This is a genomic window from Streptomyces sp. ISL-98 (assembly GCF_018614055.1).
Classification (GTDB): Bacteria; Actinomycetota; Actinomycetes; order Streptomycetales; family Streptomycetaceae; genus Streptomyces; species Streptomyces spiramyceticus.
In genome coordinates this window covers 254,326-280,173 of record NZ_JAGGPB010000034.1, presented here as the reverse complement: position 1 = coordinate 280,173, position 25,848 = coordinate 254,326, and the positions used below count along the sequence as shown (strand labels likewise).

Here is a 25,848-nt window from a genome sequence, read left to right as displayed (position 1 = left end):
CACCGCGTGGGCTCCGCCCCAGACCCCGCTCCTCGAACGGGCGTCCCGGGGGTCTGGGGGCCTGCCCCCAGCTTCGGGAAAGGGGCGGACAGGGGCAGCCCCGCGCAGCGGAAGCCCGGACGTCACCACCCAACCACCGCAAGGAGAGCCAAAGCCCATGTTCACCTCCGTCCGCGAAGACCTCCGCACCACCCTCGACGAAATCCGCACCGCCGGTCTCTACAAGCCCGAGCGCGTCATCGCCACCCCGCAGAACGCCTCCGTCTCCGTCCCCTCCGGCGACGTACTCAACTTCTGCGCCAACAACTACCTCGGCCTCGCCGACCACCCCGACGTCGTCGCCGCCGCCAAGGACGCCCTCGACCGCTGGGGCTACGGCATGGCCTCGGTCCGCTTCATCTGCGGCACCCAGGAGATCCACAAGGAGCTGGAGCAGCGGCTCTCGGCCTTCCTGGGCCAGGAGGACACGATCCTCTACTCCTCCTGCTTCGACGCCAACGGCGGCGTCTTCGAGACCCTCCTCGGCCCCGAGGACGCCGTCATCTCCGACGCCCTCAACCACGCCTCGATCATCGACGGCATCCGCCTCTCCAAGGCCCGCCGCCACCGCTACGCCAACCGCGACCTCGCCGACCTGGAGCAGCAGCTCAAGGACACTCAGGACGCCCGCCGCCGCCTGATCGTCACCGACGGCGTGTTCTCGATGGACGGCTACGTCGCCCCGCTCGCCGAGATCTGCGACCTGGCCGACCAGTACGACGCCATGGTCATGGTCGACGACTCGCACGCCGTCGGCTTCGTCGGCCCCGGCGGCCGCGGCACCCCCGAGCTGCACGGCGTCATGGACCGCGTCGACATCATCACCGGCACGCTCGGCAAGGCCCTCGGCGGCGCGTCCGGCGGTTACGTCGCCGCCCGCGCCGAGATCGTCGAGCTGCTGCGCCAGCGTTCGCGCCCGTACCTCTTCTCGAACTCCCTCGCCCCGGTGATCGCCGCCGCGTCGATCAAGGTCCTGGACCTCCTCGAATCCGCCGGTGAACTGCGCGAGCGCCTCACCGCCAACACCAAGCTCTTCCGTACGAAGATGACCGAGGCGGGATTCGAGATCCTCCCCGGCGACCACGCCATCGCGCCCGTCATGATCGGCGACGCGGCGGAGGCGAGCCGCATGGCCGAACTCCTCCTGGAGCGCGGCGTGTACGTGATCGGCTTCTCGTACCCCGTCGTCCCCATGGGCGCTGCCCGCATCCGGGTCCAGCTCTCCGCCGCGCACTCGACCGCCGACGTGGAGCGGGCTGTGGCGGCGTTCATCGACGCTCGGGCGACAATGGCTGGGTGATCGACCCCCGAAGGCTGCGCATCCTGCGGGCCGTGGCGGACCACCGGACGGTGACCGCCGCGGCTGCGGCGCTGTACCTGACCCCGTCCGCCGTGTCCCAGCAGCTCGCCGCGCTGGAGCAGGAGACCGGCCACACCCTGCTGACCCGCAGCGGCAGGGGCGTACGGCTGACCGCGGCCGGCGACATTCTCCTGGCCCACGCCAACGCCGTGCTCGCCCAGCTGGAGCGGGCCGAGGCCGAGCTCGCGGCGTACGCGGGCGGAGCGGCCGGTGAAGTGCGCGTGGTGGCCTTCGCGACCGGCATCGCGGAGGTGCTCGCCCCGGCGATCGGCCGTCTCGCGGACCGCCACCCGGACATCCGTGTCCGCGTCCGGGACGCCGAGGGCGACGAGAGCCTGCCGCTGGTGCTGGACGGGGAGGCGGATGTCGCGCTGGCCGTCGAGTACCGGGGCGCCCCGCGCGAGGACGACCGGCGCCTGGCCCGCGTACCGCTGTACGCCGAGCCCTTCGACGCCGTACTGCACGCCTCGCACCCGCTCGGGCAGGGCGCGCACGTAGCCCTCGCGGAGCTTGCCGACAGCGACTGGATCGGCCCGTACCCCGGCAATCCGTGCCACGACGTGATGCTGCTCGCCTGTGAACTCGCGGGCTTCCAGCCGCGGCTCGTCCACTCGTCGGACGACTTCCGCGCCGTGGTGGCGCTGGCGGGGGCGGGCGCGGGAGTGGCGCTGGTGCCGCGTTCGGCGCTGCGCGGGATGGAGCTCAAGGACACGGTGGTACGTCCCGTGGCGGGCCCGGCCGCGACGCGGCGGGTGTTCGCCGCCGTACGCCGAGGGGCCGAGCACCATCCGCTGATCCGGCCGGTTCTGGACGCACTGGCGGAATCCGCGGCCGGTCTCTCCACCGGCTGACGGCTCTACCGTTGAATCGAGTGGTCGCCGGTGACCGGCGGCTCGGCCAGGGCCGGCTCCTCGTCCGCGAGCGCCGACGGGGGCTCGGGCCGGGCCTCGGTCCGCGGCTCGTCGTGCGCCTGCTGCGGCTGCTGCGGCTGCTGCGGCTGTGCCGCCCGCTCCAGGAACCTGAGCAGCTCCACCGGGAACGGCAGTACGAGCGTGGAGTTCTTCTCGGCCGCGACGGCCACCACGGTCTGGAGCAGCCGGAGTTGAAGCGCGGCGGGCTGTTCGGACATCACCCCGGCGGCCTCGGCCAGCTTCTTGGACGCCTGCAGCTCCGCGTCCGCGTTGATGACGCGCGCGCGGCGTTCGCGGTCCGCCTCCGCCTGGCGTGCCATGGAGCGCTTCATGGTCTCCGGCAGCGAAACGTCCTTGATCTCGACCCGGTCGATCTGCACGCCCCATCCGATGGCCGGGCTGTCGAGCATGAGCTCAAGGCCCTGGTTGAGCTTCTCGCGGTTGGACAGGAGGTCGTCCAGGTCGCTCTTGCCGATGATCGACCGCAGCGAGGTCTGCGCCATCTGGGACACCGCGAAGCGGTAGTCCTCGACCGCGATGATCGCGGCGGCCGGGTCGACGACCTTGAAGTACACGACGGCGTCGACGCGCACGGTGACGTTGTCACGCGTGATGCCCTCCTGGGCGGGCACGGGCATCGTCACAATCTGCATGTTCACCTTGTTCAGCCGGTCCACGGCCGGAATCACCATGGTGAAGCCGGGGGTCCGTATGTTCCGGCGAAGCCGCCCGAGGCGGAGGACGACACCCCGTTCGTACTGCCGCACCACCCTGGCGGCCGCCATGACGTACAGCACAGCGGCGGATCCCGCCACCGCTCCCGCTGTCAACAGCTCCTCGACCATTTCGACCCCCAGAGGTCCCGATCACGCGCCTAAATATCACGATACGCCCAGATATTCGCGGCAGTACGGGCCTCAATGAGCGGCCAAATTGAAAACGGGATCCATTTGCAGGTAGCGTTCCGACGATCGCACTCACCCCTGGAGGACCCCATGGCCGTACCCAAGCGGAAGATGTCCCGCAGCAACACCCGCCACCGCCGCGCCCAGTGGAAGGCCACCACGCCGCAGCTCGTCCCCATCACCGTCGACGGCTCGGTCTACCGGGTGCCGCAACGGCTGGCCAAGGCGTACGAGCGCGGGCTCCTGCGCCCCGAGGGCTGACCGGCATGGCGCCGACCGGCATGACACAGCACCGACTGCCCGTGACCGTGCTCTCGGGCTTCCTCGGGGCGGGCAAGACCACGCTGCTCAACCACATCCTGGGCAACCGGGACGGGCTGCGGGTCGCCGTGATCGTCAACGACATGAGCGAGGTCAACATCGACGCCGCGCTCGTGCGGGGCGGCACGGCCGCGCTGTCGCGCACCGAGGAGCGCCTCGTCGAGCTGACCAACGGGTGCATCTGCTGCACCCTGCGGGACGACCTGCTCGAAGAGGTGGACCGGCTGGCCAGGGAGGGGCGCTTCGACTACCTCCTCATCGAGTCCAGCGGCATCTCCGAACCCATGCCGGTCGCCGCCACATTCGCGTTCCCGCGCGACGACGGCGCGACGCTGGGCGACCTGGCGCGGCTCGACACGATGGTCACGGTGGTCGATGCCGCGGGCTTCCTGCCCGAGCTGAACGGTGGCGACGGGCTCGCCGAGCGGGGGCTCGACCAGTACGAGGACGACGACCGCACGGTCAGTGATCTGCTGATGGACCAGATCGAGTTCGCCGACGTCATCGTGCTCAACAAGCTCGACCTCGTGGACTCGGAGACGGCACACCGGCTCCGGGCGGCCCTCTCGCGCCTCAACCCGGCGGCAAGGATCGTCGCCGCGACCCACGGGCGCGTGGCCCCCGCCGACGTGCTAGGCACCCGCCTCTTCGACCTGGAGAAGGCCCAGCTGGCGCCCGGCTGGGTGCGGGAGCTGAACGGCGACCATGTGCCGGAGACGGAGGAGTACGGCATTTCGAGCACCGTGTTCCGCGCCGAGCGGCCGTTCCATCCCGGGCGCCTGTGGGACTTCGTCACGCAGGAACTCGACAGCGGCACGTACGGGCAGATCCTGCGCTCCAAGGGCTTCTTCTGGCTGGCCAGCCGCCCGCGGGTGACCGGCCTGTGGTCGCAGGCCGGGGCGGTCGCCAGGTTCGAGCCCTCGGGGGCGCGCGACGCGGATTCGGCCACCGAGCAGGGCCAGGAACTGGTCTTCATCGGCACCGGATTGCGGGCCGAGGCGCTGCACACGGCGCTCACCGCATGCCTCACCGCGGTCGGCGAGGACGCAGGCGCCCCGGCGGACGATCCCTTCCCCGCGTGGGACACGTACGGCATCGACGACGCGTGCGACCACGAGCCGGAGCAAGAGCTCCTGACCGTCAGCGCGGCGCCGCGGGCAGTGTGACCTCGAAGCGGCAGCCGCCCTTCACATTGCGTACGTCTGCACGGCCCGCGTGGGCCTCGACGATGCCGCGCACGATGGCGAGCCCGAGGCCCGCGCCCGCCGGGGGCGTACGGGCCTCGGTGCCGCGCCAGCCCGTGTCGAAGACGCGCGGGAGATCCTCGGTCGGGATGCCGCCACAGCCGTCGGTGACGGACAGCACCACCGAGTCGTCGCGTAGTTCGGCGGCGACCGCGACCGTGCCGTCGGCGGGGGTACGGCGGATGGCGTTGACCAGGAGGTTGGCGAGGACGCGGGTCATCTCGCGTGCGTCGACTTCGAGCGGCAGAGCCTCCACCGCGTCGCCGACGAGGCGTACGCCCTGGGCGCGGGCCAGTGGGTCCGCGCCCGCGATGGCCTCGCCCACCAGGTCGTACGCCGATATACGGATCGGCGTGAGGGCGAGCGCGCCCGCGTGGATGCGGGAGAGCTCGAAGAGGTCGCCGACCATGGAGTTGAGCCGGTCGACCTCGGTGCGCATCTGCCGGTGGTAGCGGGGCGGGTCGGCGACGACGCCGTCCTCCAGCGCCTCGGACATGGCGCGCAGGCCGGCCAGCGGGGTGCGCAGGTCGTGCGAGATCCAGGCGACAAGTTCGCGCCGGGAGGTCTCCAGCGCGCGCTCGCGTTCGCGGGAGGCGGCGAGTTTGGCGCTGGTGGACGCCAGCTCACGGCCCAGGGCGTCCAGTTCGGCGGTGGAGGATCCCGTCGGCGCCGCGAAGTCGCCGCCGTCGCCGAAGGTACGGGCCGCCAGCTTCAGGGCGTTGCTGCGCGCGACGACCCAGCGGCCGAGGAGCAGCGCGGTGGCCAGGGAGACGACGGCGGCCATCGCGACGACCGTCGTCACCACGGTCAGGTCGTGCGGGGACAGGAACATCGCCTGCGCCACGGAGAGCGTGCCCGCGAGCATCGCGGTGACCGTGACGGCGGCGACGACCGTCAGCGACACGGCGACGGAGCGGTGGCGGAGCAGGCGCAGGGCCACGGCGCCGAGGAGGCCGGCGGCTGCGGCGCCGAGGAAGGCGAAGAAGGCGATGAGCAGGAGGTCACGCATGTGAGACCCCGCCTTCGTCGAGTCGGTCGGCATCGAAGCGGTAGCCGACTCCCCATACCGTCCGGATGAGGCGCGGTCGTGCCGGGTCGTCCTCGATCTTGCCGCGCAGCCGCCGCACATGGACGGTGACCGTCGACAGGTCGCCGAACTCCCAGCCCCACACGTCATGCATCAGCCGCTCCCGGCTCAGCGCCTGGCCGTGGTGGAGCATGAGGTGCGCGAGGAGATCGAACTCCCTGAGGGTGAGGGCGAGTTCGGCCCCTGCCTTGGTGGCGCGGCGGGCCTCGGGGTCGAGGGTGATCCCGGCGGCCTGCACCCGTGGGCCCTGGTGCTGGAGCGCGGCACGGCGCAGTACGGACTCGACGCGCAGCACGAGCTCGCGTGGGCTGAACGGCTTGGTGACGTAGTCGTCGGCCCCGACCTCCAGGCCCAGGATCCGGTCGTCCTCGTCGCCGCGCGCGGTGAGCATGATGACCGGGACGGGTCCGTCGGCGCGGAGCTTGCGGCACACCTCCAGGCCGTCCATGCCGGGCAGCATGAGATCCAGGACCACGAGGTCGGGCCTGCGGTCCGCCGCCTGCCGAAGGGCCTCAGGGCCGTCGGCGGCGGGGGTCACGGCGAAGCCGGCACGTTCCAGATAGCCGGTGACGACCTCGGCGACCGTGGGGTCGTCGTCGACGACCAGGATGGTCTGCATGGGGCCAGTGTCGTCGACATGGGGCGGGGTGCGGGGCGGGCGGCGCCTTACGAAGCCGTGACGTCGGGTGCTGGTGCTGGTGCGGTGACGGTGCGGGTACTCCCCCGACTAAAGCTGTCCCTTGTCCTTGCCCGAGTGCAGTCGGGACTTCACGTCGTCCGGCGGCAGGAATCGCGACCACCGCTCCGGGAACTCCGACGGCATGTCCGGGTCGGATTCGTCCGCGTCGCCCTCCGCCGAGCGCGCCGCCTCCGCGCGCGCTATCACCGCCGCCGCCTGGGCCGTCCGTACGCGGTCGTTCGCCTCGCGGGCCGCCGCCGTGGCCACCGACGGCCAGACACGGTCGATCGCGGCGTTGACGGCAGCGCCCGCCAGGACCGCGAACGCCGAGATGCCGATCCACAGGAGGACGGCGATGGGGGCGGCCAGGGAGCCGTAGATGGAGACGCCCTCGACGGTCCTGGTCAGGTAGATGCGCAGCAGGAAGCTGCCGAGCACCCACATGCCGAGGGCCATCAGCGCCCCGGGGATGTCCTCGATCCAGGGCGAACGGACCGGCACCGAGACGTGGTAGAGCGTGGTGAGGAAGGCGACGGACAGCAGGGTGACGACCGGCCAGTACAGGACACTGATGACCTCCGTGCCGAACGGCACCAGGTCAACCACCCGGTCCGGTCCGACCACCATCAGCGGCAGCACCACCGCGCCGATGATCAGCGCCACGATGTACAGCAGGAAGGCCAGCAGCCGCGTCTTCACGATGCCGCGGTGGCCGTCGAGGCCGTACATCACGGTGATCGTGTCGATGAAGACATTGACCGCGCGTGAGCCCGACCAGAGTGCGATGGCGAAGCCGAGAGAGATGACATCGGGCCGCGCGCCCTTGGTGACGTCGTCCAGGAGCGGTTTGGCGAAGTCGTTCACGCCTCGGTCGGAGAGGACGGCTTCAGCGGCGGTCAGGATGTTCCGCTCGATGGACGCGACCGTCTCGGTGCTGGTCCAGGCATCGACGTAACCGAGCAGACCGATCATGCCGAGCAGCAGGGGTGGGAGGGACAGCAGGGTGAAGAACGCCGCCTCTGCGGCGAGACCGAGGATGCGGTACTCGATGCACGAGTTGACGGTGTCCTTCAGCAGCAGCCAAACCAACTTGCGCTTGGAGACATTGCGATAGAGGACTCTGGCCCGGTGAAGCCTGCCATGAGGCCGTTCGGGTGTTTCTTTTGCTGCCTGCACCTCCTTACCGTAGCGGCATGGCAGCCACGACACACACAGTGACCAATCAGGCTCCGCCCCTGGTGGGGTACGACGTCTTCACCGCCGACCGGGCCCTGAGCGAGGGCGTGGAGCGGCACGTCACCCCCGGACTCCTCGAAGACGTACGGCAGGAGCTGACGGCGCTCGGCCGCACCGCCGGGTCCGTCCAGGCACAGGAATGGGGGGTCCAGGCCAACGAGAACCCGCCAAAACTGCGGACGCACGACCGCTACGGCAACCGAATCGACGAGGTCGAGTTCCATCCGGCCTGGCACCGCCTCCTCGGACACGCCGTCTCGGCAGGCCTTACGGACGCCTGGGGCCGCCCCGACGGGCACGTCCGGCGCGCGGCCGGGTTCCTCGTGTGGACGCAGGCCGAGGCGGGGCACGGCTGCCCGCTGTCCATGACGCACGCGGCGGTGCCCGCCCTGCGTGCGAACCCCGAACTGGCCTCCGAGTGGGAGCCCCGGCTCACCTCTCACGTGTACGAGGAGGAGCTGAGAATCCCGTCGCTCAAGACGGGGGCGCTCTTCGGGATGGGCATGACCGAGAAGCAGGGCGGCAGCGACGTCCGGGCCAACACGACGAGCGCGGAGCCGCTGGCGGGCGAGGGTGAGTATCTGCTCACCGGGCACAAGTGGTTCTGTTCGGCACCGATGTGCGACGGATTCCTGGTCCTGGCGCAGGCCCCGGGCGGCCTGAGCTGCTTCCTGGTGCCGCGGGTACTGGCGGACGGGACGCGCAACGTGTTCCGGATCCAGCGCCTCAAGGACAAGCTGGGCAACAGGTCCAACGCGTCGAGCGAGGTCGAGTTCGACGGGACGTGGGCGCGGCTGGTCGGCGAGGAGGGGCGCGGCGTGCGCACCATCATCGAGATGGTGGCCGCGACCCGGCTGGACTGCGTGGTCGGCTCGGCGGCGCTGATGCGCCAGGCGGTGGCGCAGGCCACGCACCATGCGGCGTACCGCAGCGCCTTCGGCGGCAAGCTGATCGACAAGCCGCTGATGCGCAACGTACTGGCCGACCTGGCGCTGGAGTCGGAGGCGGCGACGACGCTCGCGATGCGGCTCGCGGCGGCGTACGACAGCGACACCGAGCAGGACCGGGCGTTCCTGCGGCTCGCGGTGCCTGCCGCGAAGTACTGGGTGACGAAGCGGTGCACGCCGGTCACCGCCGAGGCGCTGGAGTGCCTGGGCGGCAACGGGTACGTCGAGGAGTCGGGGATGCCGCGGCTGCTGCGCGAGTCGCCGCTGAACTCGATCTGGGAGGGCTCGGGGAACGTACAGGCGCTGGATGTCCTGCGGGCGCTGCAGCGCGAACCGCAGGCGCTCAATGCCTTCCTCACCGAGATCGGGCAGGCGCGCGGCGCCGATCACCGGCTCGACGGGGCGATCAAGGGCCTGCTGACCGAACTCGCCGATCTGGAGGGCATGGAGGGGCGTGCGCGCAGGCTCGTCGAGCGGATGGCGCTCGTGCTGCAGGGCTCGCTGCTGGTGCGGTGGGCGCCGCCGGAGGTCGCTGACGCGTTCTGCGCGTCGCGGCTCGGCGGGGACTGGGGCGCGGCCTTCGGAACACTGCCGCACAGCCTCGATCTCGCGTCGGTCGTGGAGCGGGCGCGGGCGGTCGTCTGACGGGTCCCGGCCCATGCAGCCGGGTGTCGCCGGGGTGGTGCTGCGCCGACACGGCACCACCCCGACTGACACCTCCACCCTCGTACAAGTCGGGGCCCCTGCACGAGAGTTGCAAACGGTTGCACTGTTTGTGCGGACTGGCGGGCGAGCACGCCGACGGAGGGGCACGATAGGGAACAACCACCTCGCATACGGGTGACCCAGGGACCTTGTGCCCTCGTGACCTCACAGCAGTGACGGGGTAATCCCAGTGAAGATCGACCCACTCGACCCGCACGGCCTGGCCCGGCTCAACTCCCGGCACACCGCGGAGACCGCCCGCAGGCTCCACGGAATGCGGGCCGCCGCCCTCTCCGGCGATCCGGCGCCCGTCGCGCCGCGCGCCGTGATCGACGCCTCCTGGCAGCGCATGCTGCGCATCGGGGTCGACCCCGACCGGAGCACCAGCAGTGACCTGCTGCCGGCCGGTGAGCTGGAACACCGGCGCAGATCCACCGCGCTGGGCGAGGTGCTGCCCTCGCTCAGCCAGGGGCTGGTCGCGGTCGTGCAGGCGTCCCAGCAGATGATGGTGGTGACCGACGACGAGGGACGCGTGCTGTGGCGCGACGGCGACCGGGCGGTGATGCGCAAGGCCGGGTCCATCTGTCTCGAAGAGGGCGCCGCGTGGAGCGAGGACACGACGGGCACGAACGCGATCGGTACGGCGCTGGAGTTGCGCCGGCCCGTCCAGGTGCACTCTGCCGAGCATTTCGTACGTACGCTCCACAACTGGACCTGCGCCGCCGCGCCCGTGCACGATCCGCGGGACGGGCGGCTGCTCGGCGTCATAGACGTCAGCGGCGTCGACTCCACCTTCCACCCGGCCACGCTGGCCCTGGTCGACTCGGTGGCCAAGCTGGCGGAGGCCGAGCTGCGACAGCGCCACCTCGCCACGGTCGAGCAGCTGCGCTCGGTGGCGGCGCCGGTGCTGTGCCGGGTGGGCGGCCGGGCGCTGGTGGTGGACTCGCACGGTTGGCTGGCGGCGGTGACCGGGATGCCGCCGGTCGGGCGGCTGCCGCTGCCGAAGTCGTTCCGGGCGGGGCGGAGATGGCTGCCGTCGCTGGGGATGTGCGCGGTGGAGCCGCTGCCGGGGGGCTGGCTGGTGCGGGTGGAGGAGCGGGGCTCGGAGGTGGGTGCGGCGAGTCGGGTCGTACTGGACCTGAGCAACCGGAGCCGGTCGTCGGTGACGGTGTCGGGGGCGGGTGAGGCGGGGCCGTGGACGCATGAACTCAGCCCGCGGCACGCCGAGTTGCTGTACCTGCTGAGCGTGCACCGGGAGGGGCGCAGCGCGGCCCAGCTGGCGTCCGACCTGTTCGGCGATCCGACTCGGACCGTGACGGTACGAGCGGAAATGTCGCGTCTGCGGCGCCACTTGGCGGAGGTGCTGGCGCATCGCCCGTACCGCTTCGTGGACGAGGTGGAGGTGGAGGTGATCCGCCCGGCCCACCCGGCGTACCTGCTGCCGCACTCCACGGCACCGGCGATCACGGGGGCGCGGCGGAACCGGGACGCGGGCCAGGGCTAGCCAACGCCGGCCGCTTCCAGCGGGGTGCCTGCGGGGCTGTTCCCCTGCCCGCCCCTTCCCGAACTGGGGCCCCGCCCCAGACCCGCTCCTCAAACGCCGGACGGGCGTCCGGGGGTCTGAGGGCTTGCCCCCACAGCTTCGTGAAAGGGGCGGGTAGGGGAACAAGCCCGCAGGCACCCGCACGGCCCACCGGCTAAGGGCACGCCGGCGCCGAACTGTTCACTCGGGGTGGGTTCGCGCCGCGTACCGCGCAGGTCGCAGCGGCGATCTCCGTGCCGAAAGCGACCGCATCCTCGATCTGCCGCCACGACAGCCCGTCGAGCCGGCCGCCGAGCAGCCCCGCCGCGTGCAGCCGGTGCAGCAGTCCCGCCGTGAACGCGTCCCCCGCGCCCACCGTGTCCACAACGTCGACCGGCGGCGACGGCACATGCAGCCGCTCGCCGGCGTACGAGACGAGCACGCCGTCGGCGCCGCGCGTGACGACCACCAGGGTCGCGCCCGCCTCGTGCCAGGTGTCGCACGCCGCCTCCGGCGCGACGCCGGGGTGCAGTTCCGACAGGTCGTCGTCGCTCATGCGCAGGATGTCGGCGAGGGCGCACCAGCGGGGCAGTCGGGTCCGGTAGACGGCGGGGTCGACCAGGTGCGGGCGCACGTTGGGGTCGATGCTGATGGTGCTGTACGGACGTACCGCGCACAGCAGTTCCTCCACGGCGGACGCGCCCGGGCCACGCACAAGGGCGAGTGAACCGGTGTGCAGGCAGGCCGCGTCGACGAGCTCGGCGGCGGCGAGTTCGTCGGCCGTCCACTGCCAGTCTGCGGTCCCTTCGGCGTGGAAGGAGTAGTCGGCGCTGCCGTCGGGCGCCAGGCCCGCGACGGCGAGGGTGCTGGGCTCGGTGGCGTCCGTACAGGAGTCGAGGTTGACGCCCGATGCGGCGAGGTGGCTGCGGAAGAGCCTGCCGAAGACGTCGGTGGAGAGGCGGCCGATGAAGTGGGTGGGGGTGGCGAGCCGGGCGAGCGCCACCGCGGTGTTGGCGGGCCCGCCACCGGGCAGTACGTCGAGCCTGAGGCCCGGGGCGTCGTCGTGCGCCGGAGCGACGAAGGCGTCGGCAACGCATTCGCCGAGTACTGCCACGGGGCGGGTCGCGGGCATGAGGGTCCTTTCGGGAGAGGGGGAGATCTGGGAGGTCGGTCAGTCGGTCCAGGACGAGCCGGGGCGGGTCAGCGTGGCTCTCTTCAGACGCAGTCCACCGCCCTCTGCCGTGAATTCGACGGCGTCGAACTCGCGGTAGCGCGGGTACACGCGGGCGCTCAGCGCCGTGCCGTCGCCGGTGAAGACCTCGACGGAGGACCGGTCGATCAGGACGTCGGCTCATCTGGATGGCCTCCGTTGCCAACTCGTTACGCGTAGGGGGCATTGACGTTGCTCGCCGCGGAGTCCACCATCTGGGCGAGTCGATGTCAACGTTGACATAAGTCAACGATGACAGCCCACGCCATTGAGGAGCCGCGCCATGAAGCGACGCACCACCCGCACTGCCGGCACAGCACGCACCGCCCGCACCACCACAGCCCTTGCCGCCTGCACCGCGTCCGCCGCCCTGCTGCTCGCCGGATGCGGCGAGGGGGCCCAGGGGTCCAACGGCAGCGGAGGAAAGGTCAAGGTCGGCCTGATCACCAAGACGGACACCAACCCCTTCTTCGTCAAGATGAAGGAGGGCGCCGCCCAGGCGGCGAAGGCCGAGGGCGCCGAACTGAGCACGGCCGCAGGCAAGTTCGACGGCGACAACGAAGGCCAGGTCACCGCGATCGAGAACATGGTCGCCGCCGGAGTCAAAGGCATCCTGATCACCCCCAACGACTCCAAGGCGATCGTCCCCGCCGTCGAACAGGCCCGGAAAAAGGGCGTTCTGGTCATCGCGCTCGACAGCCCGACCGATCCGCAGGACGCCGCCGACGCACTCTTCGCCACCGACAACCTCAAGGCCGGCGAGCTGATCGGCGCGTACGCGAAGGCCGCCATGCGCGGCAAGGAGGCGAAGATCGCCACCCTCGACCTCGCCCCCGGGGTCGCCGTCGGGCAGCTGCGCCACGACGGTTTCCTGAAGGGCTACGGGATCAAGAAGGGCGATCCGTCGGTCGTCTGCTCCCAGGACACCGGCGGCGACCAGTCCAAGGGCCAGACGGCGATGGAGAACTGCCTCCAGAAGGCCCCCGGCATCAACGTCGTCTACACGATCAACGAGCCCGCCGCGCTCGGCGCGTACACGGCGCTCAAGGCCAAGGGTCGCGAGAAAGACGTACTGATCGTGTCCGTCGACGGCGGCTGCACCGGCACCGAGGCCGTCAAGTCGGGCAGGATCGCCGCCACTTCACAGCAGTACCCGCTACTCATGGCGTCCAAGGGCGTCAAGGCCGTGACGGCGTACGCCATGGACGGCAAGAAGGCGAGCGGTTACGTCGACACGGGCGTCCAGCTCATCACCGACAAGCCCGCGGCGGGCGTGAGCGCCAAGGACGCCGCGTACGGGCTGGAGAACTGCTGGGGATAGGCCCGGGGCCCCGTCCCGCGAAACATCGCCCGTACATCCATGAACCAAGGAGCCCCATGACCACCTCCACCGCGCCACGGACCATTCCGGTGACGCCCAACTGGCGTGCAGTGACCGCCCATCCGACCGCCGGGCCGCTCGTCGCCCTGCTCGTTGCCTGCGTCTTCTTCGCCTTCCAGAGCGACCAGTTCCTGTCCGGCGGCAACCTCTCGCTCGTCGTCCAGCAGGTCATGGTCGTCGGCACCCTCGCCCTCGGCCAGACGCTGATCATCCTCACCGCCGGCATCGACCTGTCCTGCGGCGCCGTGATGGCCTTCGGCACCATCGTGATGGCGAAGCTCGCGGCGGAAGGGACACTGCCGCCGCTGGTCGCGATCGGCGCCGGTATCGGCGTGTGCGCGCTCTTCGGGCTGGTCAACGGCGCGCTGGTGACACTGGTGAAGCTGCCGCCGTTCATCGTGACGCTCGGCATGCTCAACGTGGCCTTCGCGCTCACCCACATCTACTCGGACGAGCAGACCATCACCGACCTGCCGGCAGCGCTGACCGGCCTCGGCGAAACCTTCCCGCTCGGCCGCACCGACATCACGTACGGCTCGGTGCTGACCATCGTCCTCTTCCTCGCCTTCGCGTACATGCTCAGCCAGACCGCGTGGGGCAAGCACACGTACGCCCTGGGCAACAGCCCCGACGTCGCCCGCCTCACCGGCATCCGCACCACCCGCCTCCAGCTCGGCATCTACGCCACCGCAGGACTCATCTACGGCATCGCGGCCCTGCTCCTCGTCTCCCGTACGGGAGTCGGCGACCCGAAGGCGGGCCAGACCGACAACCTCGACGCGATCACGGCGGTCGTCCTGGGCGGTACGAGCCTGTTCGGCGGCCGGGGCGCGGTGCTCGGCACGCTCGTCGGCGCCCTGATCGTCGGCGTGTTCCGCAACGGCCTCCAGCTGATGGGGGTCGGTTCCATCTACCAGACCCTCATCACGGGCGCCCTGGTGATCCTCGCCGTGACCGTCGACCAGATCTCCCGCAGGAAGGCCAGCCGATGACCACCACACCCACGACCACTCCCGTGATGCGCGCCCGAGGCCTGGTCAAGCGGTACGGCCAGGTCACCGCCCTGGACGGCGCCGACTTCGACCTGATGCCCGGCGAGGTCCTCGCGGTCATCGGAGACAACGGCGCGGGCAAGTCCAGCCTGATCAAGGCCCTCACCGGCGCCGTACAGCCCGACGAGGGCACGATCGAGCTCGACGGGGAACCGGTCCGCTTCCGTGATCCGCTCGACGCACGCCGGCACGGAATCGAGACCGTCTACCAGGATCTGGCGGTCGCGGCCTCCCTCGACATAGCGAGCAATATGTTCCTGGGCAGGGAGATCCGAAGGCCGGGCCCGCTGGGCACCGTCTTCCGCATGCTCGACAAGAAGCGGATGCGGGAGGAGTCGGCCGCCCACATGGCCGACCTGAAGATCGGGCTGCGGTCGCTCACCCAGTCCGTCGAGACGCTCTCCGGCGGTCAGCGCCAGGGCGTCGCGGTGGCCCGTGCGGTCGCCTGGGCCCGGCATGTGGTGGTGATGGACGAACCTACGGCCGCGCTCGGCGTGAAGGAGTCGGGACAGGTCCTGGACATGATCAGGCGGGTACGGGACAGGGGCCTGCCCGTCGTACTCATCAGCCACAACATGCCGCACGTCTTCGAGATCGCGGACCGCATCCACGTACAGCGGCTGGGGCGGCGGGTGGCGGAGATCCGACCGCAGGACCATTCCATGGCGGAGGTAGTGGCGATCATGACCGGGGCCCTTCAGGTCGGGGGTGACGACGGCGGTACGGTCGTAACCGACCGGGAGGCAGCGAAGGCCGCCGGAGTGGACTGAGCTGAGCTGAGAGATGCGGTGATCGGTGACCATGGCGAGCAGCCGACGCCCGACGCTGACCGATGTCGCCGAGCGCGTCGGGGTCAGCGCGAAGACCGTGTCCCGGGTGCTCAACGAGGACGGGCCGGTCTCCGAGGCGACGCGTACCAAGGTGCTCGCGGTCGTCGAGGAGCTCGGCTTCCGCCCGAACCTCATGGCACGCAACATGCGCGTGGGGGCGCGGGATTCGACGGTCGGGCTCGTCGTCCCGGACATGGGCAACCCCTTCTTCGGCACGGTCGCGGGCGGCGTCGAGGACGTCGTACGCGACCGGGGCCTGACCCTCCTGATGGGCTCGTCCGGCGAGCGGCAGCCGCTGGAGCACTCCCTCGTCACGACGTTCCTCGCCCGGCGCATCAGCGGTCTGCTGGTCGTGCCGGCAGCGGGCAGCGACCACCGCTACCTGCGCCGGGAGCGGGAGAGCGGGCTGCCGGTCGTCTTCCTCGACCGGCCGGCGACCGGGCTGGCGGCGGACTCGGTCGTCAGCGCGAACGAGGAGGGTGCGCGGATGGGCGTGGCGCACCTGATCGCGCACGGCCACCGTCGTATCGCCTTCATCGGCGACAGGCCGGCCACCCTCTACACCCGCAAGATGCGGCTGCGGGGCTACCGGGCGGCGCTCGCGGAGGCGGCCCTGCCGTACGACCCCGCCCTCGTCGTCGCGGCGCACGATCCGTACGCGGCGGGGGTGGCCGTACGCCGCCTGCTCGCTCTCCCCACTCCCCCGACGGCGGTTTTCACCGCGAACAACTTCGCCTCGCTCGGCGTCGTCCCCGCGCTCGCCGAGGCCGGCCGACGCGATGTCGCCCTGGTCGGGTTCGACGACCTGCCGCTGGCCGCGGTCCTGGAACCGGGCCTGACGGTGGTCGCGCAGAACCCGGCCGCGATGGGCAGGGCGGCCGCCGAGCAGGTGCTGGCGCGGCTGGGCGGCGACCGATCGGGGGCGCGGACGCGGACGGTGGCGGTGGAGTTGGTGGCACGGGGCTCGGGCGAACTGCGGCCGCCGGACTGACCGGACTGAATCGCTCCACGCCGGCGTGGAGCCACTTCTAGGCTGTGGCTCCACGAAGCGGAAGACAGGGCGGCATGCAACACCCCAACAGCCACAACATGGTGGGCGACTGCACAGTGGCGGGTTCGATCGTGCAGGTCGGTTCGGTCGGTCAACTGACCGTGCGGCAAGGCCCATTACCGGAAGGGCCTTCCTCGGCTGCCGGGGACGACGACTGGGTGGCGAGGGCACGCGGTTCCAGCATCTGGGATCACGTCCCCCACAACCGGGACGCCGACCGGTACCGGCACCAGGTGGCGCTGGTGGCCGCGCGGCTGGCCGTACTCCGCGACGAGACGGGGCGGCGACTGGCCGACGATCCCTGGCAGGACCCCGGGTTCCCACGCACGGCTGATGCACGAGCCGATCGAGCGCGTGCGCGGCCGGCTGGCCGGGCTGGGCGTCCCGGTGGCCGATCCCAGGAAGGCCGTACGGGCCGCGCTCCCCCGCGCACCGCTGCGGGACGCGGGCGAGGGCCCACCCGAGGCCGGGTGAGCCGCCGCCCGCCCGGCATCAGACGCCCGGTATTTCCCTGTCCCGGAACGCCTTGCGTACCGCGTCCGCCGCCCCCTCGCCGTACATCTTCCGCGCCGTGGCGATCGTCGTCGTCGCCGCGTCCTCGAAGCTCGTGTCCGGGGCGAAGCCGAACTGTGCATTGACGATGATGCGGTCGGCGGTCCGCGCACCCAGCGCGCCCCGGATGTCGAACAGTGCGCGGGACCAGATCTGGCCGTCCGCGTGCACCTGGCCGACCCGGTCGCCGTAGACCTTGTTGCCGTCGATGCGGCGCAGGCAGTGCGGGGCCGTCGAGGTGTAGGAGACGGCGTCCCAGTCGGCGACGCACGCCAGGTCCGCCTTGAGCGGCCAGCCGTACTTCCCGGCCGCGTGGGCGCCGACCGTGACCGCGAGGTAGTCGCCGAAGGCCTCGCCGATCGACCCGGCCTCGACCGAGGTTCCGAAGCCCGGCACCTGGGCGTGGTGCACGGCGTGCCCGTACTCGTGCATGACCACTTCGGCGTCCTCGGCGTCGTCGACGCCGCCCTTGCCGAAGCGGATCTCGGCCTTCTTGTCGGTGAAGAAGGAGTTGTCGGCGCCCCACTGGTTGATACGGACCGGCTGGGCGCGGTCATTGGCCCCGGGCAGCTCGCTGCCGAAGCCGAGGCCCTGGAGATACTCCTGCGACTCGTTGACCCAGAAGTACGCCATGACCTGTTCGAACTGGTCGTCATTGCGGTCGTACGAGCCCGCTTCCGCGATCTTCGCGGAGGCTCCGGTGTCCGATCTCACGTATGCCCACTTGCCGGACAGCCCGCCGCTCGCGTCGAGGTTGCGCAGCGCGGCGCTCCCGTAGGCGGAGGCGGAAACGGCGTCCGCCGAGTCCTTGGCGTCGGTCAGGGACTGGTCGTTCGACGACTGCACGGGGTTGACCATGAAAAGCCGGGCCTGCGGATCGGCGGAGGCTCCGGCCGGGGTGGCCAGGGTGGCGAGGGCCGCGGTGACGGTGGCCGCGGCGAGCAGGCCGCGGTGTGTGCGACGGGACATGAACATCCTTCTGCCGAGGGATGTGGGGGGTGGCACGCGCGGCGTGATCATCCCGTACCGCCCCGGCTTTGGCCATAGCCAGGGCGCATGGTTCCCTGGGCCGCATGAGCACCGTCGCTGTGACCACGTGGTCCCTGGAACAGACCTCGCCGGACGACCTGAGGCCCGCCGTCGAGCCGGCGGGAGATGTCCGGATCGTCCGGGCCGAGATCCCCTCCCCCGAGTTCAGCCGCTTCCTCTACACCGCGGTGGGCGGCGACATCGGCTGGACCGACCGGCTCGGGATGACGTACGAGCAGTGGCGGGCGGCGCTGGCCCGGCCCGGCGTCGAGACCTGGGTCGCGTACGAGAACGGCACTCCGGCCGGGTACGTCGAGCTGGACCCGCAGGACGACGGTGTCGTCGAGATCATGTACTTCGGGCTGATACCGGCCTTCAGGGGCCGCCGCATCGGCGGCCACCTCCTCTCTTACGGTGTCGCACGGGCCTGGGACCTCGCGGAGCGGTGGCCCGAGCGGACGGACACGAAGCGCGTATGGCTGCACACGTGCAGCAAGGACGGGCCGCACGCGATGGACAACTATCTGCGCCGCGGATTCCGGCTTTTCGCCACGAAGACGGCGCAAGAGGCGGACGCGGTCACCCCGGGTCCGTGGCCGGGAGCGCATGCCTGACCGAGTGGCCGGGAAGCGACCGTGAAGTGACCGGTGACACACTGTCTCGCGATTCGGGACAGTCTTGTCCACATTGTGGGCAGTGGTGGACTGCCCCGAGATCCCCGTGACACGCTTCCGTCATGTCTTCAGCTGGAGTTGCCTTGGTGAGTCGGCGGCACGTCGACCTCGGCCGCATGTCCAGCGCCATCTGTCCGGTGGGCTGACAGCACAGCAACACCGAATAGTTTCAGCCGTCCCCGCCGTCGCGGACGAGCCGGCCACCCCGATACGCACGTGATCTCCGCCCACCCGGCGGAGCATTCCGCTCTGCCGTGTCCGACCGCCTTCCCGCAGGTCACAGGGGTACCGTCGGCGCGACCCGCCACACCTTGAGCCGCCAGAGAAGGACAAACCACCATGGCCGCCACGCCGGAAAAGCCCGCTGCAGTCACGCCCCGCCGCAAGGCCGGACGCCACCGTGGCGAGGGTCAGTGGGCCGTAGGTCATTTCACCCCCCTCAACGGCAATGAGCAGTTCAAGAAGGACGACGACGGTCTCAATGTGCGGACACGCATTGAGACGATCTACTCCAAGCGGGGATTCGACTCCATCGACCCCAACGACCTGCGCGGACGCATGCGCTGGTGGGGTCTGTACACCCAGCGCAAGCCCGGGATCGACGGCGGCAAGACGGCGATCCTGGAGCCGGAGGAGCTGGACGACGAGTTCTTCATGCTTCGGGTGCGCATCGACGGCGGCCGGCTGACGACCGAGCAGCTGCGGGTCATCGGTGAGATCTCGCAGGAGTTCGCGCGCGGGACCGCCGACCTCACGGACCGGCAGAACGTTCAGTACCACTGGATCCGGATCGAGGACGTACCGGAGATCTGGCGGCGGCTCGAAGAGGTCGGCCTCTCGACGACCGAGGCCTGCGGTGACACGCCCCGCGTGATCCTCGGCTCCCCCGTGGCGGGCATCGCCGAGAACGAGATCATCGACGGCTCCCCGGCCATCGACGAGATCCAGCGCCGCTTCATCGGCAACCCGGACTTCTCCAACCTGCCCCGCAAGTTCAAGTCCGCGGTCTCCGGCTCCCCGCAGCTCGATGTCGCGCACGAGATCAACGACATCGCGTTCGTCGGCGTCGACCACCCCGAGCACGGACCCGGCTTCGACCTGTGGGTCGGCGGCGGGCTTTCCACCAACCCCAAGCTCGGTGTGCGGCTCGGCGCCTGGGTGCCCCTCGACGAGGTCCCGGACGTGTACGGCGGCGTCATCGGCATCTTCCGCGACTACGGCTACCGCCGCCTGCGCACCCGCGCCCGCCTGAAGTTCCTCGTCGCCGACTGGGGTCCGGAGAAGTTCCGCCAGATCCTGGAGGACGAGTACCTCAAGTACAAGCTGGTCGACGGCCCGGCGCCCGAGCAGCCGACCGGCACGTGGCGCGACCACCTCGGTGTGCACAAGCAGAAGGACGGCCGCTTCTACGTCGGCTTCGCCCCGCGCGTCGGCCGCGTGGACGGCACCACGCTGACGAAGATCGCCGAGCTGGCCGACGCGCACGGCTCGGGCCGTCTCCGTACCACCGCCGAGCAGAAGATGATCGTGCTCGATGTGGAAGAGGCGCAGGTCGAGTCGCTGGTGGCCGGGCTGGAATCGCTGGATCTGCGGGTCACCCCCTCGCCGTTCCGGCGCGGCACGATGGCCTGCACCGGCATCGAGTTCTGCAAGCTCGCGATCGTCGAGACGAAGGCGCGCGGCGCCTCGCTCATCGACGAGCTGGAGCGGCGCATCCCGGAGTTCGACCAGCCCATCACCATCAACATCAACGGCTGCCCGAACGCCTGCGCCCGTATCCAGGTCGCGGACATCGGTCTCAAGGGCCAGCTGGTCCTCGACGACCACGGCAACCAGGTCGAGGGCTTCCAGGTGCACCTGGGCGGCGCGCTGGGTCTTGAGGCCGGTTTCGGCCGCAAGGTGCGCGGCCTGAAGGTCACTTCGGCCGAGCTGCCCGACTACGTCGAGCGCGTCCTGCTCCGCTTCCAGGAGCAGCGCGAGGACGGCGAGCGCTTCGCGACCTGGGTGGCGCGGGCGAGCGAGGGGGACCTCTCGTGAGCGAGCGCGCGGCGCCCTTCTACTGCCCGTACTGCGGCGACGAGGACCTGCGTCCGCACGAGACCGGCCACGGCGCCTGGGAATGCGCGGCGTGCAACCGCGCATTCCAGTTGAAGTTCCTCGGGTTGCTGTCCCGGGGAGTTCAGCGCAACGACGGTGGAGGGGACGAGATATGACGACGGTTCAGGAAGATCTCAAGTCACTGGCGGAACAGGCAGGGCGGGACCTCGAAGAGGCCTCCGCCCTCGACATCCTGAAGTGGGCGGCCGACACCTTCGGCGACCGCTTCTGCGTGACGTCCTCCATGGAGGACGCCGTCGTCGCCCATCTCGCCTCGCGCGCCAAGCCCGGCGTCGACGTCGTCTTCCTCGACACCGGCTACCACTTCCCGGAGACCATCGGGACGCGGGACGCCGTCGAGGCCGTCATGGACGTCAATGTGATCACGCTGCTGCCGTGGCAGTCCGTCGAGGAGCAGGACGCCGAGTACGGGCCGAAGCTGCACGACCGCGACCCGGACCTGTGCTGCGCCCTGCGCAAGGTCAAGCCGCTCGAAGACGGGCTGAAGGGGTACAGCGCCTGGGCGACCGGCCTGCGCCGCGACGAGTCCCCGACCCGGGCGAACACTCCGGTCGTCGGCTGGGACGAGAAGCGGCAGAAGGTCAAGATCTCGCCGATCGCCCGCTGGACGCAGGACGACGTGGAAGCGTACGTCGCGGAGCACGGAGTCCTCACCAACCCGCTGCTGATGGACGGATACGCGTCCGTGGGCTGCGCCCCCTGCACCCGCAGGGTCGCGGAGGGCGAGGACGCCCGCGCCGGCCGCTGGGCGGGGCGGAACAAGACCGAATGCGGGCTGCACGGCTGATGACAAACGATCAGGAGCAGGAGAAAGACGTGACTGGGGCCACCACCGGCGCCACCATCTGGCTCACGGGTCTGCCGAGCGCCGGCAAGACCACCATCGCCTACGAGCTGGCCGGGCGCCTGAGCGCCGAGGGCCGCCGTGTCCAGGTGCTGGACGGAGACGAGATCCGCGAGTTCCTCTCCGCGGGCCTCGGCTTCAGCCGCGAGGACCGGCACACCAATGTGCAGCGGATCGGTTACGTCGCCGAGCTGCTCGCCCGCAACGGTGTGCTGGCACTGGCTCCGGTCATCGCGCCGTACGCCGACAGCCGCGACGCCGTCCGCAAGCGCCACCAGGCCGAGGGCACCGCGTACCTGGAGGTGCACGTCGCCACGCCGGTGGACGTGTGCTCCGTACGCGATGTGAAGGGCCTTTACGCCAAGCAGGCGGCCGGCGAGATCTCCGGGCTCACCGGGGTCGACGACCCCTACGAGGCACCCGGGTCGCCCGACCTGCGGATCGAGTCGCACCAGCAGACCGTGCAGGAGTCCGCAGCCGCGCTGCACGCGCTGCTCACCGAAAGGGGTCTGGCATGACGACGACCGCCGCAACCGTCAACGAGGGTACGGACAGCCCGTACGCGCTCAGCCACCTGGACGCCCTGGAGTCCGAGGCCGTCCACATCTTCCGTGAGGTGGCGGGTGAGTTCGAGCGGCCGGTGATTCTCTTCTCCGGCGGCAAGGACTCGATCGTCATGCTGCACCTGGCGCTCAAGGCGTTCGCGCCCGCGCCGGTTCCCTTCACGCTGCTGCACGTCGACACCGGGCACAACTTCCCGGAGGTGCTCGAATACCGCGACCGTACGGTGGCCGAGCACGGTCTGCGGCTGCATGTCGCGTCCGTACAGGAGTACATCGATGCCGGGAAGCTGCGCGAGCGGCCCGACGGCACCCGCAATCCGCTGCAGACCGTGCCGCTGACCGAGGCGATCCAGCAGCACCGCTTCGACGCGGTGTTCGGCGGCGGGCGCCGCGACGAGGAGAAGGCGCGCGCCAAGGAGCGGGTCTTCTCGTTGCGCGACGAGTTCTCCGCGTGGGACCCGCGCCGTCAGCGCCCCGAGCTGTGGCAGCTCTACAACGGCCGCCACGCGCCCGGCGAGCACGTGCGTGTCTTCCCGCTGTCCAACTGGACCGAGCTCGACGTGTGGCAGTACATCGCCCGCGAGAAGATCGAACTCCCCGGCATCTACTACGCCCACGAGCGCGAGGTCTTCCAGCGCTCCGGCATGTGGCTGACCGCCGGTGAGTGGGGCGGCCCCAAGGAGCACGAGCAGGTCGAGACGCGGCTCATCCGCTACCGCACCGTCGGCGACATGTCCTGCACCGGCGCCGTCGACTCCGACGCCACCACGCTCGACGCCGTGATCGCCGAGATCGCCGCTTCCCGGCTCACCGAGCGGGGCGCGACACGTGCCGACGACAAGATGTCCGAAGCCGCGATGGAAGACCGCAAGCGCGAGGGGTACTTCTAAATGACCACCACCACTGAGCAGTTGAGCGCCACCACCCTGCTGCGCTTCGCCACCGCGGGGTCGGTCGACGACGGCAAGTCCACCCTCGTGGGCCGGCTCCTGCACGACTCCAAGTCGGTCCTCACCGACCAGCTGGAGGCCGTCGAGGCGGCGTCCCTCAAGCGCGGCCAGGAGGCGCCCGACCTTGCGCTGCTGACGGACGGGCTGCGTGCCGAGCGCGAGCAGGGCATCACCATCGATGTCGCGTACCGCTACTTCGCCACCGCGCGCCGCCGGTTCATCCTGGCCGACACCCCCGGGCATGTGCAGTACACCCGGAACATGGTGACGGGCGCGTCCACCGCCGAGCTGGCCGTCGTCCTCGTCGACGCCCGCAACGGTGTGGTCGAGCAGACCCGCCGCCACGCGGCGGTCGCGGCGCTGCTGCGTGTCCCGCACGTGGTGCTGGCCGTCAACAAGATGGACCTCGTCGAGTACGCCGAGCCGGTCTTCGCAGCCATCGCCGAGGAGTTCACGGCGTACGCCGCCTCGCTCGGCGTGCCGGAGATCACCGCCATTCCGATCTCGGCGCTGGCCGGGGACAACGTGGTGGAGCCCTCCGCGAACATGGACTGGTACGGCGGCCCGACCGTGCTGGAGCACCTGGAGACCGTGCCGGTCAGCCACGACCTGGCGGGCTGCCCCGCGCGCTTCCCGGTCCAGTACGTGATCCGCCCGCAGACCGCCGAACACCCCGACTACCGGGGTTACGCCGGCCAGATCGCGTCCGGCGCGCTGCGGGTGGGCGAGGCCGTGACCGTGCTCCCCTCGGGGCGTACGTCCACGATCACCGGGATCGACGCGCTCGGTGAGAGCGTCGACATCGCCTGGGCCCCGCAGTCGGTGACCGTCACGCTCGCGGACGACCTGGACATCTCGCGCGGCGACCTGATCGCGCCGAGCGGTTCCGCGCCGCGCACCACCCAGGACGTCGAGGCGACGGTCTGCCACGTGGCCGACCAGCCGCTCTCGGTGGGCCAGCGGGTGCTGCTCAAGCACACCACGCGCACGGTCAAGGCGATCGTCAAGGAGATCCCGTCCCGCCTGACGCTGGACGACCTGTCTCAGCATCCGGACCCGGGGCAGCTGGTCGCCAACGACATCGGCCGGGTGAAGGTCCGTACCGCCGAGCCGCTCGCGCTCGACGCGTACCGCGACTCGCGCCGCACCGGATCGTTCCTGCTGATCGACCCGGCCGACGGTACGACGCTCGCGGCCGGCATGGCGGGCGACTCGTTCGCCGCCGAGACCGTGAAGGTCGTGGCGGACGACGAGGGCTGGGACTTCTGATCATGACCATCGACACCATCGACATCTATGCGACGTTCGCGAAAGAGGGCGGCCGCATCGGCAGCGGCACCGTCGGTGCGGGAACGGGCGGCGTGGCGCGATGTGCCCGATGACGTACGCGCACCGCTTGCGCGCCCTGCCGCTGTACCGACGAAGACCTGCCGACTTCCCGGCCGCACCCCGCTCCACGCGAGAGGTGTGACGCCGGGCCACCGAGAGGAACGCCTCCCGTGCATGCCCCACGTACCACCCTTCGCCGCAGCCTCGCCGCTGCCGCCGCCCTTCCGCTGCTGATCGGCGCGCTGGGCGCCTGCGGTTACGGCTCGAAGGCCGAGAAGGACGACAAGGTCGCTCCCGCCGCCAAGGGCGAGAAGATCGGCGGCGTCGACGAAGTGCGTATCGGGTACTTCCCCAACGTCACGCACGCCACCGCCCTGGTCGGCCTCCAGAAGGGCCTGTTCCAGAAGGAGCTCGGCGGCACGCAGGTCAAGTCGCAGCCCTTCAACGCGGGCCCCTCGGCGATCGAGGCCCTCAACGCGGATGCCGTCGACATCAGCTGGATCGGCCCCTCCCCCGCGATCAACGGCTTCACCAAGTCCAAGGGCCAGAACCTGAAGATCATCTCGGGTTCGGCCTCCGGCGGCGTCTCACTCGTCGTCGACCCGAAGAAGATCAAGTCCCTGGACGACCTCAAGGGCAAGCGCATCGCGACCCCGCAGCTCGGCAACACCCAGGACGTGGCGCTGCTGAACTACCTGTCGGAGAAGGGCCTGAAGGTCGACGCCAACACCGGCAAGGGCGACGTCACCGTCATCCGCCAGGACAACAAGGAGATCCCGGCCTCCTTCGAGTCCGGTGCGCTGGACGGCGCCTGGGTACCTGAGCCCACCGCGTCCAAGCTGGTCGCGGGCGGCGGCAAGGTACTGCTCGACGAGAAGAAGCTGTGGAAGGACGGCAAGTTCGTCATCACGAACGTGATCGTCTCCCAGAAGTTCCTCAAGGAGCACCCGGACGTCGTCGAGGCGGTCCTGCGCGGCTCTGTGAAGAGCAATGAGTGGATCAAGGCCAACCCGGACGAGGCGAAGGCCGCGATCAACGCGAAGCTGAAGGCGGACTCCGGCAAGGAGCTGCCCGCCGAGGTGCTCGACCCGGCGTTCAAGAACGTCGAGATCACCAACGACCCGCTCGCTTCGACGCTGCGGGACGAGGCCGGTCACGCGGTCAAGGCCGGTCTCCTCAAGGACCCGCTGCTCGACGGCATCTACGACCTGACGCTCCTCAACAAGGTGCTGAAGGCCGAGAAGCAGCCCGCCGTCGTGGACGCCGGACTCGGCACCAAGTAACCGTCCTTCCCGCAACCGGAACGCCC

General features: G+C 70.5%; 27 protein-coding genes. 20 read left to right on the top strand and 7 right to left on the bottom strand.

Going from position 1 to position 25,848, the window contains the following annotated elements; genetic code table 11:
* Window positions 1-157: 157 nt before the first annotated feature.
* Both J7I98_RS23380 and J7I98_RS23375 read left to right on the top strand, forming a co-directional pair.
* Window positions 158-1,339, top strand: coding sequence for a glycine C-acetyltransferase (locus J7I98_RS23380; RefSeq protein ID WP_214924723.1), 1,182 nt, complete (start codon window positions 158-160; stop codon window positions 1,337-1,339).
* A complete protein-coding gene (locus J7I98_RS23375; RefSeq protein WP_214924722.1) occupies window positions 1,336-2,250 on the top strand; it encodes a LysR family transcriptional regulator in 915 nt (304 codons plus the stop codon). The genes J7I98_RS23380 and J7I98_RS23375 overlap by 4 nt, the downstream gene beginning before the upstream one ends.
* Window positions 2,251-2,255: 5 nt before the next feature.
* On the opposite strand, the gene J7I98_RS23370 is transcribed toward J7I98_RS23375, so the two are convergent.
* Entirely contained in the window at window positions 2,256-3,155 is a 900-nt protein-coding gene (locus J7I98_RS23370; RefSeq protein WP_214924719.1) for a slipin family protein, read from the bottom strand.
* A 150-nt stretch (window positions 3,156-3,305) separates the two neighbouring features.
* Between J7I98_RS23370 and rpmF the strand changes: the two genes are divergently transcribed.
* Together rpmF and J7I98_RS23360 are read left to right on the top strand one after the other, a co-directional pair.
* The gene (gene rpmF / locus J7I98_RS23365) at window positions 3,306-3,476 is read left to right on the top strand and encodes a 50S ribosomal protein L32 (RefSeq protein WP_214924716.1); all 171 of its coding nucleotides are present in this window, start codon (window positions 3,306-3,308) and stop codon (window positions 3,474-3,476) included.
* Window positions 3,477-3,496: 20 nt separating this feature from the next.
* Entirely contained in the window at window positions 3,497-4,702 is a 1,206-nt protein-coding gene (locus J7I98_RS23360; RefSeq protein WP_214924714.1) for a GTP-binding protein, read from the top strand.
* On the opposite strand, the gene J7I98_RS23355 is transcribed toward J7I98_RS23360, so the two are convergent.
* The 3 genes from J7I98_RS23355 to J7I98_RS23345 all read right to left on the bottom strand — a co-directional run bounded on the left by J7I98_RS23355 (window position 4,677) and on the right by J7I98_RS23345 (window position 7,722).
* Window positions 4,677-5,789, bottom strand: coding sequence for a sensor histidine kinase KdpD (locus J7I98_RS23355; protein WP_214924712.1), 1,113 nt, complete (start codon window positions 5,787-5,789; stop codon window positions 4,677-4,679). The genes J7I98_RS23360 and J7I98_RS23355 overlap by 26 nt on opposite strands.
* Window positions 5,782-6,486: a response regulator transcription factor gene (locus J7I98_RS23350; RefSeq protein WP_214924702.1), complete on the bottom strand. Its 705-nt coding sequence runs from the start codon at window positions 6,484-6,486 to the stop codon at window positions 5,782-5,784. Before J7I98_RS23350 ends, J7I98_RS23355 begins: the two co-directional genes overlap by 8 nt.
* 108 nt (window positions 6,487-6,594) lie before the next feature.
* Window positions 6,595-7,722: a YihY/virulence factor BrkB family protein gene (locus J7I98_RS23345; RefSeq protein WP_214924689.1), complete on the bottom strand. Its 1,128-nt coding sequence runs from the start codon at window positions 7,720-7,722 to the stop codon at window positions 6,595-6,597.
* Window positions 7,723-7,739: 17 nt separating this feature from the next.
* Between J7I98_RS23345 and J7I98_RS23340 the strand changes: the two genes are divergently transcribed.
* Both J7I98_RS23340 and J7I98_RS23335 read left to right on the top strand, forming a co-directional pair.
* Window positions 7,740-9,374: an acyl-CoA dehydrogenase family protein gene (locus J7I98_RS23340; RefSeq protein ID WP_214924681.1), complete on the top strand. Its 1,635-nt coding sequence runs from the start codon at window positions 7,740-7,742 to the stop codon at window positions 9,372-9,374.
* Window positions 9,375-9,708: 334 nt separating this feature from the next.
* Window positions 9,709-10,938 (top strand): GAF domain-containing protein, encoded by a 1,230-nt coding sequence (locus tag J7I98_RS23335; RefSeq protein ID WP_214925195.1) that lies wholly within the window; start codon window positions 9,709-9,711, stop codon window positions 10,936-10,938.
* A gap of 193 nt (window positions 10,939-11,131) precedes the next feature.
* Here J7I98_RS23335 and J7I98_RS23330 read toward each other — a convergent pair whose 3' ends face one another.
* The gene (locus J7I98_RS23330; protein WP_214924678.1) at window positions 11,132-12,088 is read right to left on the bottom strand and encodes a carbohydrate kinase; all 957 of its coding nucleotides are present in this window, start codon (window positions 12,086-12,088) and stop codon (window positions 11,132-11,134) included.
* Between the two features lie 39 nt (window positions 12,089-12,127).
* The gene (locus tag J7I98_RS23325; RefSeq protein WP_308377909.1) at window positions 12,128-12,295 is read right to left on the bottom strand and encodes a GH32 C-terminal domain-containing protein; all 168 of its coding nucleotides are present in this window, start codon (window positions 12,293-12,295) and stop codon (window positions 12,128-12,130) included.
* Between the two features lie 154 nt (window positions 12,296-12,449).
* Here J7I98_RS23325 and J7I98_RS23320 point away from each other — a divergent pair, with 154 nt between their 5' ends.
* The 5 genes from J7I98_RS23320 to J7I98_RS23300 all read left to right on the top strand — a co-directional run bounded on the left by J7I98_RS23320 (window position 12,450) and on the right by J7I98_RS23300 (window position 16,954).
* Window positions 12,450-13,487, top strand: coding sequence for a substrate-binding domain-containing protein (locus J7I98_RS23320; RefSeq protein WP_214924669.1), 1,038 nt, complete (start codon window positions 12,450-12,452; stop codon window positions 13,485-13,487).
* 56 nt (window positions 13,488-13,543) lie between these two features.
* Complete coding sequence (locus J7I98_RS23315) at window positions 13,544-14,539, top strand: ABC transporter permease (protein WP_214924667.1); 996 nt, start codon at window positions 13,544-13,546, stop codon at window positions 14,537-14,539.
* Entirely contained in the window at window positions 14,536-15,369 is an 834-nt protein-coding gene (locus J7I98_RS23310; protein WP_214924658.1) for an ATP-binding cassette domain-containing protein, read from the top strand. Before J7I98_RS23315 ends, J7I98_RS23310 begins: the two co-directional genes overlap by 4 nt.
* Before the next feature lie 31 nt (window positions 15,370-15,400).
* A complete protein-coding gene (locus J7I98_RS23305) occupies window positions 15,401-16,420 on the top strand; it encodes a LacI family DNA-binding transcriptional regulator (RefSeq protein WP_214924655.1) in 1,020 nt (339 codons plus the stop codon).
* Window positions 16,421-16,813: 393 nt separating this feature from the next.
* A complete protein-coding gene (locus J7I98_RS23300) occupies window positions 16,814-16,954 on the top strand; it encodes a hypothetical protein (protein WP_214924652.1) in 141 nt (46 codons plus the stop codon).
* A gap of 18 nt (window positions 16,955-16,972) precedes the next feature.
* Here the strand turns inward: J7I98_RS23300 and J7I98_RS23295 are convergent, their stop codons facing one another.
* The gene (locus J7I98_RS23295) at window positions 16,973-18,001 is read right to left on the bottom strand and encodes a M4 family metallopeptidase (protein ID WP_214924649.1); all 1,029 of its coding nucleotides are present in this window, start codon (window positions 17,999-18,001) and stop codon (window positions 16,973-16,975) included.
* 104 nt (window positions 18,002-18,105) lie between these two features.
* Between J7I98_RS23295 and J7I98_RS23290 the strand changes: the two genes are divergently transcribed.
* From J7I98_RS23290 to J7I98_RS23255, 9 genes are all read left to right on the top strand, one after another.
* Window positions 18,106-18,675 (top strand): GNAT family N-acetyltransferase, encoded by a 570-nt coding sequence (locus tag J7I98_RS23290; RefSeq protein ID WP_214924646.1) that lies wholly within the window; start codon window positions 18,106-18,108, stop codon window positions 18,673-18,675.
* Window positions 18,676-18,797: 122 nt separating this feature from the next.
* Window positions 18,798-18,881, top strand: a complete 84-nt coding sequence (locus J7I98_RS42935; RefSeq protein ID WP_355250053.1) for a putative leader peptide — start codon at window positions 18,798-18,800, stop codon at window positions 18,879-18,881.
* 193 nt (window positions 18,882-19,074) lie between these two features.
* Entirely contained in the window at window positions 19,075-20,772 is a 1,698-nt protein-coding gene (locus J7I98_RS23285) for a nitrite/sulfite reductase (protein WP_214924644.1), read from the top strand.
* Complete coding sequence (locus tag J7I98_RS23280; RefSeq protein WP_214924634.1) at window positions 20,769-20,948, top strand: hypothetical protein; 180 nt, start codon at window positions 20,769-20,771, stop codon at window positions 20,946-20,948. The genes J7I98_RS23285 and J7I98_RS23280 overlap by 4 nt, the downstream gene beginning before the upstream one ends.
* A complete protein-coding gene (locus J7I98_RS23275) occupies window positions 20,945-21,640 on the top strand; it encodes a phosphoadenylyl-sulfate reductase (RefSeq protein WP_214924631.1) in 696 nt (231 codons plus the stop codon). The genes J7I98_RS23280 and J7I98_RS23275 overlap by 4 nt, the downstream gene beginning before the upstream one ends.
* Window positions 21,640-22,215, top strand: a complete 576-nt coding sequence (cysC, locus tag J7I98_RS23270; RefSeq protein ID WP_214924628.1) for an adenylyl-sulfate kinase — start codon at window positions 21,640-21,642, stop codon at window positions 22,213-22,215. Before J7I98_RS23275 ends, cysC begins: the two co-directional genes overlap by 1 nt.
* Window positions 22,212-23,150, top strand: a complete 939-nt coding sequence (cysD, locus tag J7I98_RS23265) for a sulfate adenylyltransferase subunit CysD (RefSeq protein ID WP_214924596.1) — start codon at window positions 22,212-22,214, stop codon at window positions 23,148-23,150. The genes cysC and cysD overlap by 4 nt, the downstream gene beginning before the upstream one ends.
* A complete protein-coding gene (locus tag J7I98_RS23260; RefSeq protein WP_214924593.1) occupies window positions 23,151-24,479 on the top strand; it encodes a sulfate adenylyltransferase subunit 1 in 1,329 nt (442 codons plus the stop codon).
* A 230-nt stretch (window positions 24,480-24,709) separates the two neighbouring features.
* Window positions 24,710-25,822 carry an aliphatic sulfonate ABC transporter substrate-binding protein gene (locus J7I98_RS23255; RefSeq protein ID WP_214924590.1) on the top strand — a complete coding sequence of 371 codons (1,113 nt, stop codon included), beginning with the start codon at window positions 24,710-24,712 and terminating at the stop codon, window positions 25,820-25,822.
* Window positions 25,823-25,848: the final 26 nt, after the last annotated feature.

Coding starts and splice junctions, on each gene's coding strand:
- J7I98_RS42935 (WP_355250053.1), top strand. CDS start 18,798: ATGTCTTCAGCTGGAGTTGCCTTGGTGAGTCGGCGGCACGTCGACCTC.
- J7I98_RS23370 (WP_214924719.1), bottom strand. CDS start 3,155: ATGGTCGAGGAGCTGTTGACAGCGGGAGCGGTGGCGGGATCCGCCGCT.
- cysC (WP_214924628.1), top strand. CDS start 21,640: ATGACAAACGATCAGGAGCAGGAGAAAGACGTGACTGGGGCCACCACC.
- J7I98_RS23360 (WP_214924714.1), top strand. CDS start 3,497: ATGACACAGCACCGACTGCCCGTGACCGTGCTCTCGGGCTTCCTCGGG.
- J7I98_RS23275 (WP_214924631.1), top strand. CDS start 20,945: ATGACGACGGTTCAGGAAGATCTCAAGTCACTGGCGGAACAGGCAGGG.
- cysD (WP_214924596.1), top strand. CDS start 22,212: ATGACGACGACCGCCGCAACCGTCAACGAGGGTACGGACAGCCCGTAC.
- J7I98_RS23300 (WP_214924652.1), top strand. CDS start 16,814: ATGCACGAGCCGATCGAGCGCGTGCGCGGCCGGCTGGCCGGGCTGGGC.
- J7I98_RS23330 (WP_214924678.1), bottom strand. CDS start 12,088: ATGCCCGCGACCCGCCCCGTGGCAGTACTCGGCGAATGCGTTGCCGAC.
- J7I98_RS23295 (WP_214924649.1), bottom strand. CDS start 18,001: ATGTCCCGTCGCACACACCGCGGCCTGCTCGCCGCGGCCACCGTCACC.
- J7I98_RS23290 (WP_214924646.1), top strand. CDS start 18,106: ATGAGCACCGTCGCTGTGACCACGTGGTCCCTGGAACAGACCTCGCCG.
- J7I98_RS23340 (WP_214924681.1), top strand. CDS start 7,740: ATGGCAGCCACGACACACACAGTGACCAATCAGGCTCCGCCCCTGGTG.
- J7I98_RS23355 (WP_214924712.1), bottom strand. CDS start 5,789: ATGCGTGACCTCCTGCTCATCGCCTTCTTCGCCTTCCTCGGCGCCGCA.
- J7I98_RS23315 (WP_214924667.1), top strand. CDS start 13,544: ATGACCACCTCCACCGCGCCACGGACCATTCCGGTGACGCCCAACTGG.
- J7I98_RS23350 (WP_214924702.1), bottom strand. CDS start 6,486: ATGCAGACCATCCTGGTCGTCGACGACGACCCCACGGTCGCCGAGGTC.
- J7I98_RS23320 (WP_214924669.1), top strand. CDS start 12,450: ATGAAGCGACGCACCACCCGCACTGCCGGCACAGCACGCACCGCCCGC.
- rpmF (WP_214924716.1), top strand. CDS start 3,306: ATGGCCGTACCCAAGCGGAAGATGTCCCGCAGCAACACCCGCCACCGC.
- J7I98_RS23310 (WP_214924658.1), top strand. CDS start 14,536: ATGACCACCACACCCACGACCACTCCCGTGATGCGCGCCCGAGGCCTG.
- J7I98_RS23260 (WP_214924593.1), top strand. CDS start 23,151: ATGACCACCACCACTGAGCAGTTGAGCGCCACCACCCTGCTGCGCTTC.
- J7I98_RS23305 (WP_214924655.1), top strand. CDS start 15,401: ATGGCGAGCAGCCGACGCCCGACGCTGACCGATGTCGCCGAGCGCGTC.
- J7I98_RS23285 (WP_214924644.1), top strand. CDS start 19,075: ATGGCCGCCACGCCGGAAAAGCCCGCTGCAGTCACGCCCCGCCGCAAG.
- J7I98_RS23335 (WP_214925195.1), top strand. CDS start 9,709: ATGCGGGCCGCCGCCCTCTCCGGCGATCCGGCGCCCGTCGCGCCGCGC.
- J7I98_RS23380 (WP_214924723.1), top strand. CDS start 158: ATGTTCACCTCCGTCCGCGAAGACCTCCGCACCACCCTCGACGAAATC.